At 70.5% G+C, this 16,720-nt stretch carries 16 protein-coding genes; 10 read left to right on the forward strand and 6 right to left on the reverse strand.

The window, feature by feature from the left end; translation table 11 throughout:
* Positions 1 to 12: 12 nt before the first annotated feature.
* Positions 13 to 792 carry a hypothetical protein gene (locus SRB17_RS33370; protein WP_153543915.1) on the reverse strand — a complete coding sequence of 260 codons (780 nt, stop codon included), beginning with the start codon at positions 790 to 792 and terminating at the stop codon, positions 13 to 15.
* Between the two features lie 290 nt (positions 793 to 1,082).
* Between SRB17_RS33370 and gcl the strand changes: the two genes are divergently transcribed.
* Complete coding sequence (gene gcl, locus SRB17_RS33375; RefSeq protein ID WP_153543917.1) at positions 1,083 to 2,870, forward strand: glyoxylate carboligase; 1,788 nt, start codon at positions 1,083 to 1,085, stop codon at positions 2,868 to 2,870.
* Positions 2,871 to 3,124: 254 nt separating this feature from the next.
* Here the strand turns inward: gcl and SRB17_RS33380 are convergent, their stop codons facing one another.
* The 4 genes from SRB17_RS33380 to SRB17_RS33395 form a co-directional block, all read right to left on the reverse strand.
* Complete coding sequence (locus SRB17_RS33380; RefSeq protein WP_153543919.1) at positions 3,125 to 3,358, reverse strand: hypothetical protein; 234 nt, start codon at positions 3,356 to 3,358, stop codon at positions 3,125 to 3,127.
* A gap of 630 nt (positions 3,359 to 3,988) precedes the next feature.
* Positions 3,989 to 5,467, reverse strand: coding sequence for a catalase (locus SRB17_RS33385; RefSeq protein WP_153543921.1), 1,479 nt, complete (start codon positions 5,465 to 5,467; stop codon positions 3,989 to 3,991).
* A gap of 161 nt (positions 5,468 to 5,628) precedes the next feature.
* Positions 5,629 to 6,519: a 2-hydroxy-3-oxopropionate reductase gene (locus tag SRB17_RS33390; protein ID WP_153543923.1), complete on the reverse strand. Its 891-nt coding sequence runs from the start codon at positions 6,517 to 6,519 to the stop codon at positions 5,629 to 5,631.
* Positions 6,520 to 6,561: 42 nt separating this feature from the next.
* Positions 6,562 to 7,401: a TIM barrel protein gene (locus SRB17_RS33395; RefSeq protein WP_153543925.1), complete on the reverse strand. Its 840-nt coding sequence runs from the start codon at positions 7,399 to 7,401 to the stop codon at positions 6,562 to 6,564.
* A 172-nt stretch (positions 7,402 to 7,573) separates the two neighbouring features.
* Between SRB17_RS33395 and SRB17_RS33400 the strand changes: the two genes are divergently transcribed.
* The 9 genes from SRB17_RS33400 (at position 7,574) to SRB17_RS33440 (ending at position 16,105) form a co-directional block, all read left to right on the forward strand.
* Positions 7,574 to 7,837 (forward strand): hypothetical protein, encoded by a 264-nt coding sequence (locus SRB17_RS33400; protein ID WP_323376607.1) that lies wholly within the window; start codon positions 7,574 to 7,576, stop codon positions 7,835 to 7,837.
* Between the two features lie 47 nt (positions 7,838 to 7,884).
* Positions 7,885 to 8,196 (forward strand): helix-turn-helix domain-containing protein, encoded by a 312-nt coding sequence (locus SRB17_RS33405; protein ID WP_153544187.1) that lies wholly within the window; start codon positions 7,885 to 7,887, stop codon positions 8,194 to 8,196.
* A 150-nt stretch (positions 8,197 to 8,346) separates the two neighbouring features.
* On the forward strand, positions 8,347 to 8,859 hold the full coding sequence (gene uraD, locus SRB17_RS33410) for a 2-oxo-4-hydroxy-4-carboxy-5-ureidoimidazoline decarboxylase (RefSeq protein ID WP_323376608.1): 513 nt from the start codon (positions 8,347 to 8,349) through the stop codon (positions 8,857 to 8,859).
* Positions 8,860 to 8,863: 4 nt separating this feature from the next.
* Positions 8,864 to 9,268, forward strand: a complete 405-nt coding sequence (gene uraH / locus SRB17_RS33415; protein WP_153543927.1) for a hydroxyisourate hydrolase — start codon at positions 8,864 to 8,866, stop codon at positions 9,266 to 9,268.
* Between the two features lie 7 nt (positions 9,269 to 9,275).
* Entirely contained in the window at positions 9,276 to 10,199 is a 924-nt protein-coding gene (pucL, locus tag SRB17_RS33420; RefSeq protein ID WP_153543929.1) for a factor-independent urate hydroxylase, read from the forward strand.
* Between the two features lie 64 nt (positions 10,200 to 10,263).
* Positions 10,264 to 11,691 (forward strand): nucleobase:cation symporter-2 family protein, encoded by a 1,428-nt coding sequence (locus tag SRB17_RS33425; protein WP_153543931.1) that lies wholly within the window; start codon positions 10,264 to 10,266, stop codon positions 11,689 to 11,691.
* A gap of 69 nt (positions 11,692 to 11,760) precedes the next feature.
* A complete protein-coding gene (locus SRB17_RS33430; RefSeq protein WP_153543933.1) occupies positions 11,761 to 13,146 on the forward strand; it encodes an 8-oxoguanine deaminase in 1,386 nt (461 codons plus the stop codon).
* Between the two features lie 902 nt (positions 13,147 to 14,048).
* Positions 14,049 to 15,416, forward strand: coding sequence for a nucleobase:cation symporter-2 family protein (locus SRB17_RS33435; RefSeq protein WP_323376609.1), 1,368 nt, complete (start codon positions 14,049 to 14,051; stop codon positions 15,414 to 15,416).
* Between the two features lie 62 nt (positions 15,417 to 15,478).
* Positions 15,479 to 16,105, forward strand: coding sequence for a TMEM175 family protein (locus SRB17_RS33440; protein WP_153543935.1), 627 nt, complete (start codon positions 15,479 to 15,481; stop codon positions 16,103 to 16,105).
* On the opposite strand, the gene SRB17_RS33445 is transcribed toward SRB17_RS33440, so the two are convergent.
* Positions 16,053 to 16,673, reverse strand: coding sequence for a 3'-5' exoribonuclease domain-containing protein (locus tag SRB17_RS33445; RefSeq protein ID WP_153543937.1), 621 nt, complete (start codon positions 16,671 to 16,673; stop codon positions 16,053 to 16,055). The two genes, SRB17_RS33440 and SRB17_RS33445, sit on opposite strands and share 53 nt — an antisense overlap.
* Between the last annotated feature and the right edge of the window lie 47 nt (positions 16,674 to 16,720).

Raw genomic sequence — 16,720 nt, forward strand, 5'->3', positions numbered from 1 at the left:
CGCTGGTCACCGTCACTCCTGCAGGCGCCGCCCCGTCCATGGCCGGCCGTCCGGCGCGCCCGTCGCGTTCAGGGCGTCGGCCGCGTCGTTCACCGGCTGCGGGACGCCCGCCAGGTCCAGGACGAAGAGGGGGACGCCCAAGGTGTTCGCGCGGGCCCGGGCGTCGTCGGTGTAACCCGCGAGGCAGAAGTACACACAGTCCGCGGACTCCGTCATCGCCGTCAGCCACAGACACTCCACGTCCCGCGCCGCCGCCGGGCGCACGGTCGGGTCCACCTGGGCGAGGAGCCCGTGCGCGGCGAGCCCGATGCCGTTCGGGGGCCGCTGGTCGGCGCGGCGGATGTCCCGGTACCCGAGCCAGCGCAGATAGAGCGCGGCGACGGTGACGGCGTCACGGGCGGTGCGGATGGCGCGCGGCTGGAAGGCGGGGCGGTGGGCGGGGGAGCCCGGCCCGGCCACCGGTGACTGCGTACCGCGGTCTGCCGACCGCATACCGTCGCCGGGCGGCCGCACACCGCTGCCGGGCGGAGGCGTCGTCGCCACCGGGACGCGCAGCACCGTGCCGCAGGAGCAGCCCAGCTCCGGGTGCGGCCACTGGCCCAGCCGCCCGCAGGCGGCGCACGGCACGGAGATCCACTCGTCGTCCCAGGCCCGGTGGGCCGCCACGGCCGGTGCGGCGGCCGGATCCAGCCGCGGGGCGGTCGGCGCACCGCACACGCACGGATACGACGGCGCGGTGTAGACGTGCTCGCGCCGGCAGGCCGGGCAGCGCACCGGCACGCTCTCGGGCATGGCCCACCCCCAGGCGTCACGCGGAACAGTCGAGTCGTAACAGTCGCGCCGGATCAACCGTGTCGGGACAGCGGCTCCCATCGTCCTCCTCGGCCGCCCCGCTTGTCCGGCGCTTGGCCCGTCTTCGCCTCTCTTGACGACGGTTGGCGTGCGCTTCTACATTGATTCCAGATAGTAGAAGTTAAGTTCCGCGATACGGAAAAGTTCGCGGAAGTTGGATCACTGGAGACTGTGCTCACCGCGGGGCGCGACGGGAGTACGCATCCGAGAAGCCGAAGCAGGAGTACTCGATGGCTCGTATGACCGCTGCCCGCGCGGCAGTTGAGATCCTCAAGCGCGAGGGCGTCACCGACGCCTTCGGTGTGCCGGGCGCGGCGATCAACCCCTTCTACAAGGCCCTCAAGGAGGGCGGTGGCATCCACCACACCCTCGCGCGCCATGTCGAGGGCGCCTCGCACATGGCCGAGGGGTACACCCGCACCAAGCCGGGCAACATCGGCGTCTGCATCGGCACCTCCGGCCCGGCCGGCACCGACATGATCACCGGCCTGTACTCGGCCATCGGCGACTCCGTCCCGATCCTGTGCATCACGGGCCAGGCGCCCACCCACGTGATCCACAAGGAGGACTTCCAGGCCGTCGACATCGCCTCGATCGCCAAGCCGGTCACGAAGATGGCGGTCACCGTCCTGGAGGCGGCGCAGGTCCCCGGCGTCTTCCAGCAGGCCTTCCACCTGATGCGCTCCGGCCGTCCCGGCCCTGTCCTGATCGACCTGCCGATCGACGTCCAGCTCACCGAGATCGAGTTCGACCCGGAGACGTACGAGCCGCTGCCCGTCTACAAGCCGGCCGCGACCCGCGCCCAGATCGAGAAGGCGATCTCCTTCCTCCTGGCGTCCGAGCGCCCCGTGATCGTCGCGGGCGGCGGCATCCTCGGCGCCGACGCGGCCGACCTGCTGGTGGAGTTCGCTGAGCTGACCCGGACCCCGGTCATCCCCACCCTGATGGGCTGGGGCGCGCTGCCCGACGACCACGAGCTGAACGCCGGCATGGTCGGCGTCCAGACCTCGCACCGCTACGGCAACGCGAACTTCCTGGAGTCCGACTTCGTCCTCGGCATCGGCAACCGCTGGGCCAACCGCCACACCGGCTACAAGCTCGACGTCTACCGCGGCGACCGCAAGTTCGTCCACGTCGACATCGAGCCCACCCAGATCGGCAAGATCTTCCCGCCGGACTACGGTGTCGTCTCCGACGCCAAGGCGGCGCTGGAGCTGTTCGTGGAGGTCGCGAAGGAGCTGAAGGCCGAGGGCAAGCTCCCCGACCGCGCCGAATGGGTGGCCTCCACCCAGGAGCGCAAGGCGTCCTTGCTGCGCCGTACGCACTTCGACAACGTGCCCATGAAGCCGCAGCGCGTGTACGAGGAGATGAACAAGGCCTTCGGCCCGGACACCCGGTACGTCACCACCATCGGCCTCTCCCAGATCGCCGGCGCGCAGATGCTGCACGTCTACAAGCCGCGGCACTGGATCAACTGCGGCCAGGCCGGCCCGCTCGGCTGGACCATCCCGGCCGCGATCGGCGTCGCCAAGGCCGACCCGGACTCCCCGGTGGTCGCCCTCTCCGGCGACTACGACTTCCAGTTCCTGATCGAGGAGCTGGCGGTCGCCGCCCAGCACCGGATCCCGTACGTCCACGTGCTGGTGAACAACGCCTACCTGGGCCTGATCCGGCAGGCGCAGATCGGCCTGGACATCAACTTCCAGGTCAACCTGGAGTTCGAGAACATCAACACGCCCGAGATCGGCGTCTACGGCGTCGATCACGTCAAGGTCGCCGAGGGCCTGGGCTGCAAGGCGATCCGGGTCAGCGAGCCGGACCAGCTGGGCGCGGCGTTCGAGCAGGCGAAGAAGCTGGCCGCGGAGTACCGGGTGCCGGTCGTCGTCGAGGCGATCCTGGAGCGGATCACCAACATCTCGATGAGCCGCACCATGGACATCAGCGACATCTCCGAGTTCGAGGAGCTGGCCACCGAGCCGGGCCACGCGCCGACGTCGATCAAGCCGCTGAAGGTCTGATCAGGTCCGACCCCACGGCCACGCACACGAAGGGCGGCCCGTCCTCAGGACGGGCCGCCCTTCCGCGTCCCCCGTGCCATCCCCCGTGTGTCCCCGTTGTGTCCCCCGTGATGGGGCCCGCCGCCCCCGTGCCGGCGGGTCCCTGTGCCCCTAATCTGCCCGACCGCGGGGGCAGTTGAAGCCTCAGCCGTGGTGTTCAGAGGTTGATTTGAGGATGGCGTAGCCCGCCTACGACCGCTGCCGTACACCAGCCGCTACAGCTCGTGTTCCGACAGTCCCGGCCAGTCGTCGGGCCCACCGCCCTGCCACTCGATGAGATCGCTCTCCTCCACCTCGATCCGGTCCAGATCGGCCAGCCGCAGGATCTCCACGACATCGTCCAGATGCGAGGCGATCCCCAGGGTCACCTCCCCCTCGGTGACCCGCCGGGAGCCGTCCAGCGCCGGGGAGTGGACCACGATGTGCGGGTAGTGCGTCGGATTGCCCATGGCTTCAGCGTGCGACGCGGGGTGCGTTCTCGCACGCCGGTCGCGGCCCGTGGAGGGCCGTCGTTGTGCGGCGGGGCGACGGCGGGATGCCGATGACCAGCCGGACAGCGGTGGCCACGGCGCGCACCGCGCTGCTCTCGCTGCAGTCCTCCGGCCTGACCAAGCCGCCCGGCGGGATCGTCGACAGCGTCCAGCACCTGTACGGCGGAGACTTCGGGAGAGCCGTTCCGGCTGACGGGCGGGTGTGCGGAGAAGCGCCCACAACGCCGAACGCTCCCCCGCCGGAGGGATCGAGTCGGCGTAGGGAGCGTTCTGCGTGATGGCCGTCCGACGGCGCGAGGCTGGGCGCGACAGGTCGTTCGCGCCGCCGGACGGGGTCGGGGAGCCCCCGTGAGGGGGCTGGGTGGGACCGTGGTGGGTGCGACGGAGCCGGGGCCCTTCCCTCTGGTCGAGAAGGGGACCCGGTCCTTCACCACCGCACTGGCTCGCACTCCGCCACGGTCCTCGCCCTGCCCGCGCCCACCGCCGTACGGCCACCCCTCATCCGGGCCGTCCGGCGTGCCGCGCGGGCCGCGTACGGGGACCCTGACCTCCCGTCAGGTCCCGCACGCTGCTTGCGGGTTACTGGTCTCAGTCCTCGCGCAGGGCGCGGACCGCCTCCTCCACGCGCTTGCCGTACTCGGGGTCGGCGGCGTGGAAGTGGGCCAGGTTCTTCTCGATCACGTCGTCGCGGGAGACCTGCGAGAGGCCGCCGGCGATGTTCGCGATCAGGCGGGACTTCTCCTCCGCGGACATCAGGCGGTACAGCTCGCCCGCCTGGTAGAAGTCGTCGTCCTTGGTGTGCAGCGGCGCGGAGTGGTTGCCCGTGTGGCCCGACACCGCCAGCGGGGCGGACAGGGGGCGGCCGGTCTCCACCGGGCCGTCGTAGGAGTTCGGCTCGTAGTTCTTCGCACCCCGGCCCTGGGCGTTGAGCGCCATGTAGCCGTCGCGGCCGTAGTTCCGGGCGCCGCCCGGGACCGCCTTCGGGGAGTTGACGGGCAGCAGGGTGTGGTTGACGCCCAGGCGGTAGCGGTGCGCGTCCGCGTAGGCGAACAGCCGGCCCTGGAGCATCTTGTCGGGGGAGGGACCGACGCCCGGCACGAAGTTGTTCGGGGAGAACGCGGCCTGCTCGACCTCGGCGAAGACGTTGTCCGGGTTGCGGTCCAGCACCAGCCGGCCCACGCGCTGCAGCGGGTAGTCCTTGTGCGGCCACACCTTGGTCAGGTCGAAGGGGTTGAAGCGGTAGTCCGCCGCCTCGGCCGCCGGCATCAGCTGGACGTACAGGGTCCAGGACGGGTGCACGCCCCGCTCGATGGCCTGCAGCAGGTCCGTCTGGTGGGAGTTCGGGTCCGTGCCCGCGAGCTCCGCGGCCTGCTCGGAGGACAGGCTGCGGATGCCCTGGTTCGTCTTGAAGTGGTACTTGACGAAGAAGGCCTCGCCGTCGGCGTTCGTCCACTGGTAGGTGTGCGAGCCGTAGCCGTTCATGTGCCGGTACGACGCCGGGATGCCGCGGTCGCCCATCAGCCAGGTCACCTGGTGCGTGGCCTCGGGGGCGTGCGCCCAGAAGTCCCAGACGTTGTCCGGCTCCTGACGGCCCGTGAACGGGTCGCGCTTCTGCGAGTGGATGAAGTCGGGGAACTTGATCGGGTCCTTGATGAAGAACACCGGGGTGTTGTTGCCGACGAGGTCGTAGTTGCCCTCCTCGGTGTAGAACTTCACCGCGAAGCCGCGCGGGTCACGGACGGCGTCCGCGCCGCCGAGGGAGTCGGCGACCGTGGAGAAGCGCACGAACACCTCGGTGCGCTTGCCGATCGCGCTCAGGAAGTCGGCGTGGGTGAAGCCGGTGACGTCGTCGGTCACCTCGAAGTGGCCGTACGCGCCGGAGCCACGGGCGTGCACCACGCGCTCCGGGATGCGCTCGCGGTTGAAGCGCGCGAGCTTCTCCAGGAGGTGCTGGTCCTGGATCAGGAGCGGGCCGCCGACGCCGGCGGAGGCGGAATTCTGGTTGTCTGCGACCGGGGCGCCGGACTCCGTGGTGAGAGTTCGCGCCGTGAGCACGCGCTTCGACATCGTGGACCTTCCGTGCGAGTGTCAGCGGAAATCAATTTCCGCTTTGTGGAGCCTAAGAGTGGGCGGTCTGAGCGTCAACAATTTGTTGAAGGTGATTCCGGGCCGCGGCGCCGCCTGGGCGCGACAGGACAGGTGTCAGCGGCGCCGCGGCCCGGAAGTCTCTACAGCTGAGCGCCGGAGAGGCGCTCGACCGCCCGCAGCAGGGCCGAGTGGTCCAGGCCGCCGTCACCCTGGGCGCGCAGCGAGGCGACCAGCTGGGCGACCACGGCGCCGACCGGCAGGGCGGCGCCGACGTTGCGGGCGGCGTCGGTGACGATGCCCATGTCCTTGTGGTGCAGGTCGATGCGGAAGCCCGGCTTGAAGTCGCGGTTCAGGAAGTTGTCCTTCTTGCGGGTCAGCACGGTCGAGCCGGCCAGGCCGCCGTTGAGGACGTCCAGCGCGGCCGCGAGGTCCACGCCCGACTTCTCCAGGAAGACCACGGCCTCGGCGCACGCCTGGATGTTCACGGCGACGATCAGCTGGTTGGCCGCCTTCACGGTCTGGCCGGAGCCGTGCGGGCCGCACAGCACGATGGTCCTGCCGAGTGCCTCGAAGATCGGCCTGGCCTGGTCGAAGTCGGCCTGCTCGCCGCCGACCATGATCGACAGCACGGCCTCGACGGCGCCGGCCTCACCGCCGGACACCGGGGCGTCCAGCACCCGGATGCCCTTGTCCTTGGCGGCCCTCGCGAGGTCCACGGAGGTCTGCGGGGTGATCGAGGACATGTCGATCAGCAGGGCGCCCTGCTTGGCGTTCTCCAGGATGCCGTCCGGGCCGTAGGCGATGGCCTCGACCTGCGGGGAGGCGGGCACCATGGTGATGACCACGTCGGCGTCGCGCACGGCCTCGGCGATGGAGGCGGCCGCGGTGCCGCCGGCGGCGGCCAGGCGGTCCAGCTTGTCCTGCTCCAGGGTGAAGCCGGTGACGCTGTATCCCGCCTTGATCAGGTTCTCCGACATGGGGGAGCCCATGATGCCGAGGCCGATCCACGCGATCTTGGGAAGAGTGCTCATGACTAGGGGTGCCTCTCTAACTGCTCTGCAAAGTCGGGGGGTTCAGCGCGCCGCGCGCGCTTCGCGCGGGAGCCAGTCGAAGACCTCGGCGCTCGGGCGGTCGCCGGCCTTGTACTCCAGGCCGACCCAGCCGTCGTAACCGGCCTTCTTGAGCTGGTCGAGCAGCTCCTCCAGCGGGAGTGAACCCGTCCCGGGGGCGCCGCGGCCGGGGTTGTCGGCGATCTGGACGTGGCCGGTCTTCGCCGCGTACCGCTCGATGACCGAGGGCAGGTCCTCGCCGTTCATGGACAGGTGGTACAGGTCCATGAGGAACTTCGCGTTTCCGAGGCCCGTCGCCTCGTTGACCTTGTCCACGATCTCGATCGCCTTGGGCGCGCTCACGATCGGGCACTTCGGCGACTCGGGCTGGTTGAGGGCCTCGATCAGGACGGTCCCGCCGACCTGGCCGACGGCCCGGGCCGCGAGGACCAGGTTCTCCAGGGCGAGCGCGTCCTGCTCGGCCGGGTCCACACCGTCGACGCGGTTGCCGTACAGGGCGTTGAACGTCGTGCAGCCGAGGGACCGGGCGAAGGCGATGGCCACGTCGATGTTGGCGCGGAACCTCTCCGATTCCTCACCCGGGATCGACAGTGCGCCGCGGTCCGGGCCCGGCAGCTGCCCGGCGTAGAAGTTCAGGCCCGTGAGCTGGACGCCCGCGTCCTCGATCGCCTTCTTCAGGGCGTCGAGCTCGGGCTGCTCGGGGGTGGGGGAGTCGACCCAGGGCCACCACAGCTCGACCGCCGTGAAGCCCGCCGCGGCGGCGGCCGCGGGACGCTCCAGGAGCGGGAGTTCCGTGAAGAGGATCGACAGGTTGACGTTGAAGCGCTGGTCTGCGAATCCCATTCGGGCCGCGCTCCCTTCCGTTGGGTCGAGATTCCGTATTACGGAAGTTCGTTTCTGCTTAATGGAAGATTGCCGTCGTGTGTCGGTGCTTGTCAAGGGGGCCCGGATGGCCGTACGGCCCTGGTCCTCTCGCGACCGCCCCAAAACCCGTGCCGCGCGTTAGGTTGTGCGCGTGCGATTGAGAGTGGAGTTCACGACCGAACCCTTCGACCTGGACGAGGCGCCCGCGCACGCCCTGGTGGCACGGGAGGTCATCGAGACCGCCGAACTGGACGCCGTCGACGTCGGCCCGTTCGGCAACACGGCCGAGGGCGGCGCGGACCGCGTACTCACCGCCGTGGACGCGCTGCTGCGCAAGAGCCTGGAGGCCGGGGCCACCCGGATCTCGCTCCAGGTCAGCGTGATCGACGACGGGATCGGGGAGGGCGATAGGTGAGCGGGGACGAGCCCTTCATCGCGGCGGTGAAGCCGCTGATCGACGCCATGGGCGGGCAGATGATCCCGCCGGACGAGGCCGGCCCCGAGGACGTCGTCCTCGCCTGGGAGGGCGTCGACGTCGTCGCCGTACGCCTGCCCCAGCTCGCCGACTCCCTCGACCACATCCTGGCCGCCATGGAGCGCCGGCAGGGCCGGCCGCTGGCCGACCTGGACCGCAGGGCCAAACAGGAGATCGTGCGTACGCTGGAGGCGCGGGGCGCCTTCGCCGTACGGCACGGCGTGGAGACCGTGGCGGGCGCGCTCGGCGTCAGCCGCTTCACGGTCTACAACTACCTCAACCGGGACAAGGGTGCCTGACCGGGGGAGTGCCGGGGTGCGGGGCCGCCCCCGGACCCGTCCGGCTTGTTACGCGGATTTTTCAACAAAGTGTTGACGTGGCGTTTCCGGGAGCGTTAGCTATCGGCAGCCCGTTCAGCACGAAGGCCCATCGCGGCCACGGAGGCTCCCGTGACGTCGATTTCCACGCCCCCGGGCCTGGCCCGGTTCAACGACCTGGAGGAGCGCGCGGCCCTCGCCGCCCTCCACGAGGCGTGTGCCTCCACGGAGTGGGCCCGGCGACTGCTCGCCGCCCGCCCCTACGCCACCGCCGACGACCTCTATGCCGCCAGCGACGCCGCCATGGCCGAGCTGGCCACGGCCGACCTGGAAGAGGCGATGGCCGGGCACCCGCCGATCGGGCGCCCCAAGCCCGGGGACCCGGCCTCCGCCCGCGAACAGCGCGGCATGGCCGGCGCCTCCGAGGAACTCAAGGCCGAGATGCTCGAACTCAACCTGGCCTACCAGGAGAAGTTCGGCCATGTGTTCCTGATCTGCGCCACCGGCCGGACCGGAGAGCAGATGCGCGACGCGGTCAAGGAGCGGATCGGCAACGCGCCGGAGCAGGAGCGGGAGATCGTCCGCACCGAGCTGGGCAAGATCAACCGCATCCGACTGGCCCGACTCGTCGAAGAGGACGCCTGACACCATGAGCACCAGCACCACCGCCTCCGTGTCCACTCACATCCTGGACACCTCGATCGGCCGCCCCGCCGAGGGCGTCGCCGTCCGGCTCAGCGCTCGCTCCGGGCGCGATGCGGACTGGCAGGCGCTCGGCGGCAGCGCGACCGACGCCGACGGCCGGTGCAAGGACCTGCCCGCACTGCCGGAGGGGACCACACACGTACGGCTCGACTTCGCGGTCGAGGCGTATTTCTTGCAGTTCGAGAACAAGCAAGCCGATGCGCAGCAGGACGCCCCCGCGAATCGGGACAGCGGACCGGCCGTGTTCTTCCCGGAGGTGGCGATCACGTTCGCCGTCGTACCGGGCGAGCACTACCACGTACCGCTGCTGCTCAACCCGTTCGGCTACTCCGTTTACCGAGGGAGCTAGCAGAAACATGCCCACGATCCTGGGACAGAACCAGTACGGCAAGGCCGAGAACCGAGTCGTAAAGATCACGCGGGACGGCGCCACCCACCACATCAAGGACCTCAACGTCTCCGTCGCCCTGAGCGGCGACATGGACGACGTGCACTACTCGGGCTCCAACGCCCACGTCCTGCCCACCGACACCACCAAGAACACGGTGTTCGCGAAGGCCAAGGAACACGGCATCGAGTCCGCCGAGCAGTTCGGCATCCACCTCGCCCGTCACTTCGTCACCTCGCAGGAGGTGATCCACCGGGCGCGCATCCGCATCGAGGAGTACGCCTGGGAGCGGATCGAGACCTCCGACGCCAACTCGAAGTTCATCGGCGCGGACGAGGTCAAGCACTCCTTCGTCAAGAAGGGCCAGGAGACCCGCCTCACCCAGATCACCTACGACGGTGAGAAGTGGGAGGTCATCTCCGGTCTGAAGGACCTGACGGTGATGAACTCGACCAACTCCGAGTTCTGGGGCTACATCAAGGACAAGTACACGACGCTCCAGGAGGCCTACGACCGGATCCTCGCGACCTCGGTCTCCGGCCGCTGGCGGTTCAACTGGACCGACGACGAGCAGAAGATGCCCAACTGGGAGAAGTCCTACGAGCAGGTCAAGAAGCACATGCTGCACGCCTTCGCCGAGACCTACTCCCTCTCCCTGCAGCAGACGCTGTACCAGATGGGCTCGCGCATCATCAACAACCGCAGCGAGATCGACGAGGTCCGCTTCTCGCTGCCGAACAAGCACCACTTCCTGGTCGACCTGGAGCCCTTCGGGCTCAAGAACGACAACGAGGTCTACTTCGCCGCCGACCGGCCCTACGGCCTGATCGAGGCGACCATCCTCCGGGACGGCTGTGAGCCGCAGATCCCGGTCGACTCGACCAACCTCTGACGCGGGACGCGTGTCCCCGGACCCGCCCACCGGGCCGGGGACACGCCACACCGGAGGGAACGAAATGGCACAGCCTGCGAAGGGGCCGGCCCACGCCCCGTGCTCCACCCCGCCGGTGCACTCCGGGAACGCCGTCACGTCCGACGCCGTCACGTCCGTGCACCCGGTGGACGAAAGGCTTCACCCGACGCGGCTCGTCCCCGCCGCGCTCCAGCACATCGCCGCCATGTACGCAGGCGTCGTCACTCCTGCGCTCATCATCGGCCAGGCCTGCGGACTCGACCTCGCGGCCCGGACCCGGCTGATCGCCGCGAGCCTGCTGATCGCGGGCGTCGCGACCCTCCTGCAGACCATCGGCGTCAAGGGCCTCGTCGGCAACCGGCTGCCCTTCGTCAACGCCGCCTCCTCCGCCGGCATCGCCCCGATCCTCGCGATCGCCGAGACCAACGCCAAGGGCCACCAACTCCCCGCCGTCTACGGCGCGGTGATGGTCGCCGGCGTCTTCTGCCTGGCCGTCGGCCCGTTCTTCGGACGGCTGCTGCGCTTCTTCCCGCCGCTGGTCACCGGCGTCGTCATCACCCTGATCGGCGTCACGCTGATGCCGGTCCCGGTGAGCTGGGCGCAGGGCGGCGACAAGAACGCCGCCGACTTCGGGTCCATGAAGCACCTCGCGCTCGCCGGGTTCACCCTCGCCGTGATCCTGCTCATCCAGCGCTTCGGGCGCGGCTTCGTCAAGCAGGTCGCGCTGCTGTTCGGGCTGCTCATCGGCACCCTGGCGGCGATCCCCTTCGGCATGGCCGACTTCAGCGCCCTTCGATCCGCCCCCGTCGCCGCCCTGCCCGCGCCCTTCGCCTTCGGCCCGCCCGAGTTCCAGCCCGCGGCGATCCTGTCGCTGTGCATCGTGATGCTGGTGCTGATGACCGAGTCCAGCGCCGGCATGCTCGCCCTCGGCGAGATCTGCGAGCGCCGCACCGACGCGAGGACCATCACCCGGGGCCTGCGCACCGACGGCATCGCCACCCTGCTCGGCCCCGTCTTCGGGGGCTTCCCCACCTCGGCCTTCGCCCAGAACGTCGGCGTCGTCTCGCTCACCCGGGTGCGCAGCCGCTACGTCGTCGCCGTCGCCGGCGGCGCCCTGCTGGTCCTCGGCGCCTTCCCGGTGCTCGGCGCGGTCGTCTCCCTGGTCCCCATGCCGGTGCTCGGCGGCGCGGGCATCGTGCTCTTCGGTTCCATCGCCGTCAGCGGCATCCGTACGCTGTCCGAGGCGGGCCTGGACGACAGCTCCAACATCATCCTGGTCGCCGTGGCGCTCGGCGCCGGCGTCATCCCGCTCGCCGCGCCCACCTTCTACGCCGGCTTCCCGGCCTGGGCGCAGACCGTGCTCGGCTCCGGCATCAGCGCGGGCGCGCTCGTCGCCGTTCTGCTGAACCTGTTCTTCCATCACCTCGGCACCCGGAGCCGCCAACCGGCTCCGGCACTCAAATCCTCCTAGGGTCCTGCCGTGCCCACCCTGTGGACTCCTCCCCGTCCACGGCCCGCCACTGAAAGACGAGGAAGCACCATGGCACCATCGGCAGCCCAGCGCATCGTCATCGAGAACTGCGCGATCGCGACCGTGGACGCGGGCGACACCGAGTACGCCTCCGGACACCTGGTTCTCGCCGGCAACCGCATCGAGTCGGTCGGCGCGGGCCGGGCCCCCGAGGGTCTCGAGAACGTGGTGCGCCGGATCGACGCGAGCGGCCATCTGGCCACGCCCGGTCTGGTCAACACCCACCACCACTTCTACCAGTGGATCACCCGGGGCCTCGCCACCGACCACAACCTGTTCAACTGGCTCGTCGCGCTCTACCCGACCTGGGCGCGCATCGACGAGCAGATGACGTACGCGTCCGCGCAGGGTTCCCTCGCCATGATGGCCCGCGGCGGTGTCACCACCGCCATGGACCACCACTACGTCTTCCCGCACGGCTCCGGTGACCTGTCCGGCTCGATCATCCGGGCCGCCGCCGAGATGGGCGTCCGGTTCACGCTGGCCCGCGGCTCGATGGACCGCAGCGTCAAGGACGGCGGCCTGCCGCCGGACTTCGCCGTGGAGACGCTGGAGGGTGCGCTGGCGGCGACCGAGGAGACGGTGAAGAAGCACCACGACGCCTCCTTCGACGCCATGACCCAGGTGGCCGTGGCCCCCTGCTCGCCGTTCTCGGTGTCGACCGAACTCCTCAAGCAGGGCGCCGAGTTGGCGCGTCGGCTGGGGGTACGGCTGCACACCCACGGCTCGGAGACCGTGGAGGAGGAGAAGTTCTGCCACGAGTTGTTCGGCATGGGCCCGACGGACTACTTCGAGTCCACGGGCTGGCTCGGTGCGGACGTGTGGATGGCGCACTGCGTCCACATGAACGACTCCGACATCGCCGCGTTCGCCCGGACGAAGACCGGTGTGGCCCACTGCCCGTCGTCCAACGCCCGCCTCGCCGCCGGCATCGCCCGGGTGCCCGACATGCTGGCGGCCGGCGTCCCGGTCGGCCTCGGCGTCGACGGCACCGCCTCCAACGAGTCCGGCGAACTCCACACCGAGCTGCGCAACGCCCTGCTGATCAACCGGCTCGGCGCGCACCGCGAGGCCGCGCTGAACGCCCGTCAGGCGCTGCGGCTCGGCACCTACGGCGGCGCGCAGGTCCTCGGCCGGGCCGAGCAGATCGGCTCGCTGGAGCCGGGCAAGCTGGCCGACGTGGTGCTGTGGAAGATGGACACCCTCGCCCACGCCTCCATCGCCGACCCGGTGACCGCGCTGGTCTTCGGCGCGGCGGCCCCGGTCACCGCGTCCTTCGTCAACGGCGAGCAGATCGTCGCGGGCGGCCGCCTGACCACCGTCGACGAGGACGTCATCGCCCGCACCACCCGCGAGGAGGCCCAGCGCCTCGCCCGGATCACCGCCCAGGCCTGATCCCCACCCACCCGCCGGTGGGCCGGCCCCGCCAACGCCCGGCCCACCCGACACCCTCGGCGAACCGCCCGCAGCGGGGCACGCCGAACCCTCGGCGACCGCCCCCAGCGGCCCGCCGACAAACCTGGCGGTCGCCTCGTACGGGCGGTCCGCCCAAGGTCCCGGCAACCGGCCCCACGGCCGGCTTGCCGCCGGCCCCGTCGGCTGACCCGCAAGGGCCCGTCGCCGGAGCACCAGGCAGGTCGGACCCCGCGCCCGGCCTGCCGGACAACACGGCGGTCGCCTCTCGCGGGCGGCCCGCCAGAAGACTTGGCGGTCGCCTCGTACGGGCGGTCCGCCCAAGGTCCCGGCAATCGGCCCCACGGCCGGCTTGCCGCCGGCCTCGTCGGCTGACCCGCAAGGGCCCGTCGCCGGAGCACCAGGCAGGTCGGACCCCGCGCCCGGCCTGCCGGACAACACGGCGGTCGCCTCTCGCGGGCGGCCCGCCAGAAGACTTGGCGGTCGCCTCTTACGGGGCGTTCGCCGGAGGACTTGGCAGGTCGGGCCATGTGGCCGGTCTGCCGGAGGACTTGGCAGGTCGCCCTGCGCGGGCGGCGTGCCGGAGGACTTGGCAGGTTGCCCGGTACGGGCGGCGTGCCGGAGGACGCGGCGGTCGGCCCCTGGGGCCGGCTCGTCGGAACGCTCCGGTCGGGAGGGACGGCTCCCGGCCGGGGTCCGTGGACCCGAGCGGGGTCCACGGCAGCCGTCCGGGGCGCGTGTGAACGCACGCGCCCCGGACGGTCACCGCTCGAACCGCTCAAGCGCCACCCCGTCACGGTCCCGCACGACCACACGCACCACCTCCATGAAACCCACGTCGACCCACGTCGACGACGACGTGTTACCCGACCGGAGGAGCCGCCGTGGCCGCCCATCCTGTTGACGAGAAACTCCCCGCCATCAAAATGGCGACCAGCGGCCTGCAGCACGTGGCCGCCATGTACGCGGGAGTCGTCGCCCCACCCCTGATCGTCGGCGCGGCCGTAGGGCTGTCCGGCAAAGACCTCACCTTCCTCACCGGAGCCTGTCTGTTCACCGCCGGGCTCGCCACCTTCCTGCAGACCCTCGGCTTCTGGAAGATCGGCGCCCGCCTGCCCTTCGTCAACGGTGTGACCTTCGCCGGCGTCGCCCCCATGACGGCGATCGTGGCGTCCGCGAAGGACAAGTCCGACGCCCTGCCGATGATCTTCGGCGCGGTCATCGTCGCCGGCCTCCTCGGCTTCATCGGGGCCCCCTTCTTCAGCAAGGCCGTCCGCTTCTTCCCGCCCGTCGTCACCGGCTCGGTCATCACCCTGATCGGCGTCTCCCTGCTCCCGGTCGCGTTCGGCTGGGCCCAGGGACCGAACCCCGCCGCGCACGACTACGGCTCGACGACCAACCTCGCCCTGGCCGGTGTCACCCTCCTCATCGTGCTGTTGATGCGCCGCTTCACCCGCGGCTTCGTCAAGCAGATCGCGGTCCTGCTCGGCCTGATCATCGGCACGCTCATCGCGATACCCTTCGGCGCCACCGACTTCGGCCCGGTCGTCCACGCCGACGTCGTGGGCTTCCCGACCCCCTTCCACTTCGGCGCCCCCACCTTCCACATCGCGGCGATCCTGTCGATGTGCGTGGTGATGGTCGTCTCCATGACGGAGTCCACCGCCGACATGCTGGCGCTCGGCGAGATCGTCGAACGCCCCGCGGACGAGAAGACCATCGCGGCGGGCCTGCGCGCCGACACCCTCGGCTCCGCGCTCAGCCCGCTGTTCAACGGCTTCATGTGCAGCGCCTTCGCCCAGAACATCGGCCTCGTCGCGATGACGAGGATCCGCAGCCGATTCGTCGTCGCCGTGGGCGGAGGCTTCCTCGTGCTGATGGGCCTGTGCCCGATGGCCGCCTCTCTCATCGCGGTCGTACCCCGTCCGGTCCTCGGCGGCGCCGGCGTCGTCCTGTTCGGCTCGGTCGCCGCGAGCGGCATCCAGACCCTGGTCCGGGCCGGCCTGGAGAAGGACAACAACGTCCTCATCGTCGCCGTCTCCCTCGCGGTCGGCCTCGTCCCGATCACCGCGCCGGACTTCTACCACGCCTTCCCGGACACCGCGAAGATCGTCCTGGACTCCGGCATCTCCACCGGCTGTGTGACGGCCGTCGTCCTCAACCTCCTGTTCAACCACATCGGCAGGGGCAACGAGGCCGAGGACGTCACGCACCCGATGGAGGCGGGGCAGGAACTCTCGCCCGCCCACTGAACACCCCTGCGGGGCACGGCGATTGGCGTGCCCTGCACGGCGGCGTGCGGCAGTCTTGGGCCATGAACGAGTCCGGCCGGGTCGAGGCCTTCAGCGACGGCGTGTTCGCCATCGCCATCACCCTGCTCATCCTGGAGATCAAGGTCCCGAAGGCGGGTGAACCCGGCGGCCTGTGGCACGCGCTGGGCGCGCAGTGGCCGTCGTACGCCGCCTATGTGGTCAGCTTCCTGGTCATCGGGATCATGTGGGTCAACCACCACCAGGTGTTCAGCTACGTCGCCCGGGTCGACCGCCCGCTGATGTTCCTCAACCTGCTGCTCCTGATGGTGGTGGCCGCGGTGCCGTGGCCGACGGCCATGCTCGCCGAGTACCTGCGCGAGGACGGCGCCTCGCACGTGGCGGCCGCCGTGTACAGCCTGATCATGGTCGCCATGGCCCTCACCTTCCAGGCCCTGTGGTGGCACCTCACCCGCACCGGCCACCTCTTCGACGCACGCGTGGACACCACGGCGGCCCGTGCGACCCGCGCCCGTTTCGCCCTCGGCTCCCTCGGCTACCCCCTGACGGTGGCCCTCGCCTTCGTCTCCGCGCCCCTGACCCTGGCCGCGCACGGCCTGCTCGCCCTGTACTACGGCTTCAACCAGATCGCGGTGCCGACGCGTCAGGCCCCGGACCCGGCCACGCCATGAGGTTCGCCAGCAGCTCCGCCTGTTCGATCGCGTCGTCCAGGGCATGGTGTGTGTGCCGGCGCCGGGACAGCAGATGGCGTGGCATCGTGCCCTTGGCCACCGCCCGCAGCGGCAGCCCGGCCTTGGTGGCGTACAGCGTCTTCATGTCCAGGCAGCCGGAGTGCCCGAAGGGACTCTCCCCGGTGAACCGGATCAGGTACCAGTACAGGAACGTCCAGTCGTACGACGCCGGATACCCGCACATCACCGGCTGAGCCCCCGCGCTCACCTCCCGCACCCAGGCGCTGAACTCGGCGAGCGCGACCGCCGGTTCGGCACCCTCCGTCGTCAACCGGTCCCGGTCCAGGCCGCTCACCGCCAGCGCCTCGGGCACGAACTCGCCCGAGATCGGGCGCAGTTCGCGGTAGAAGGTCTGCTCTTCCGGGTCCGCCGGGGTGAAGCCGCCGGCGTCCTGCGTGCCGGCCACGGCCGCGCCGATGCTCAGCATGGAGTACGGCCCCGGGATCGGCCCGTCGGCCTCGATGTCGACGGAGATGCAGCGGCTGGGCCTGACGCTTCGTACGGACATGGCCCCGCAGCATGGCAGGGGCGGCGGCAGCCGCGCATCCGAATTCC

The organism is Streptomyces sp. RB17, from assembly GCF_009604455.1.
In the GTDB taxonomy this organism is placed as follows: Bacteria; Actinomycetota; Actinomycetes; order Streptomycetales; family Streptomycetaceae; genus Streptomyces.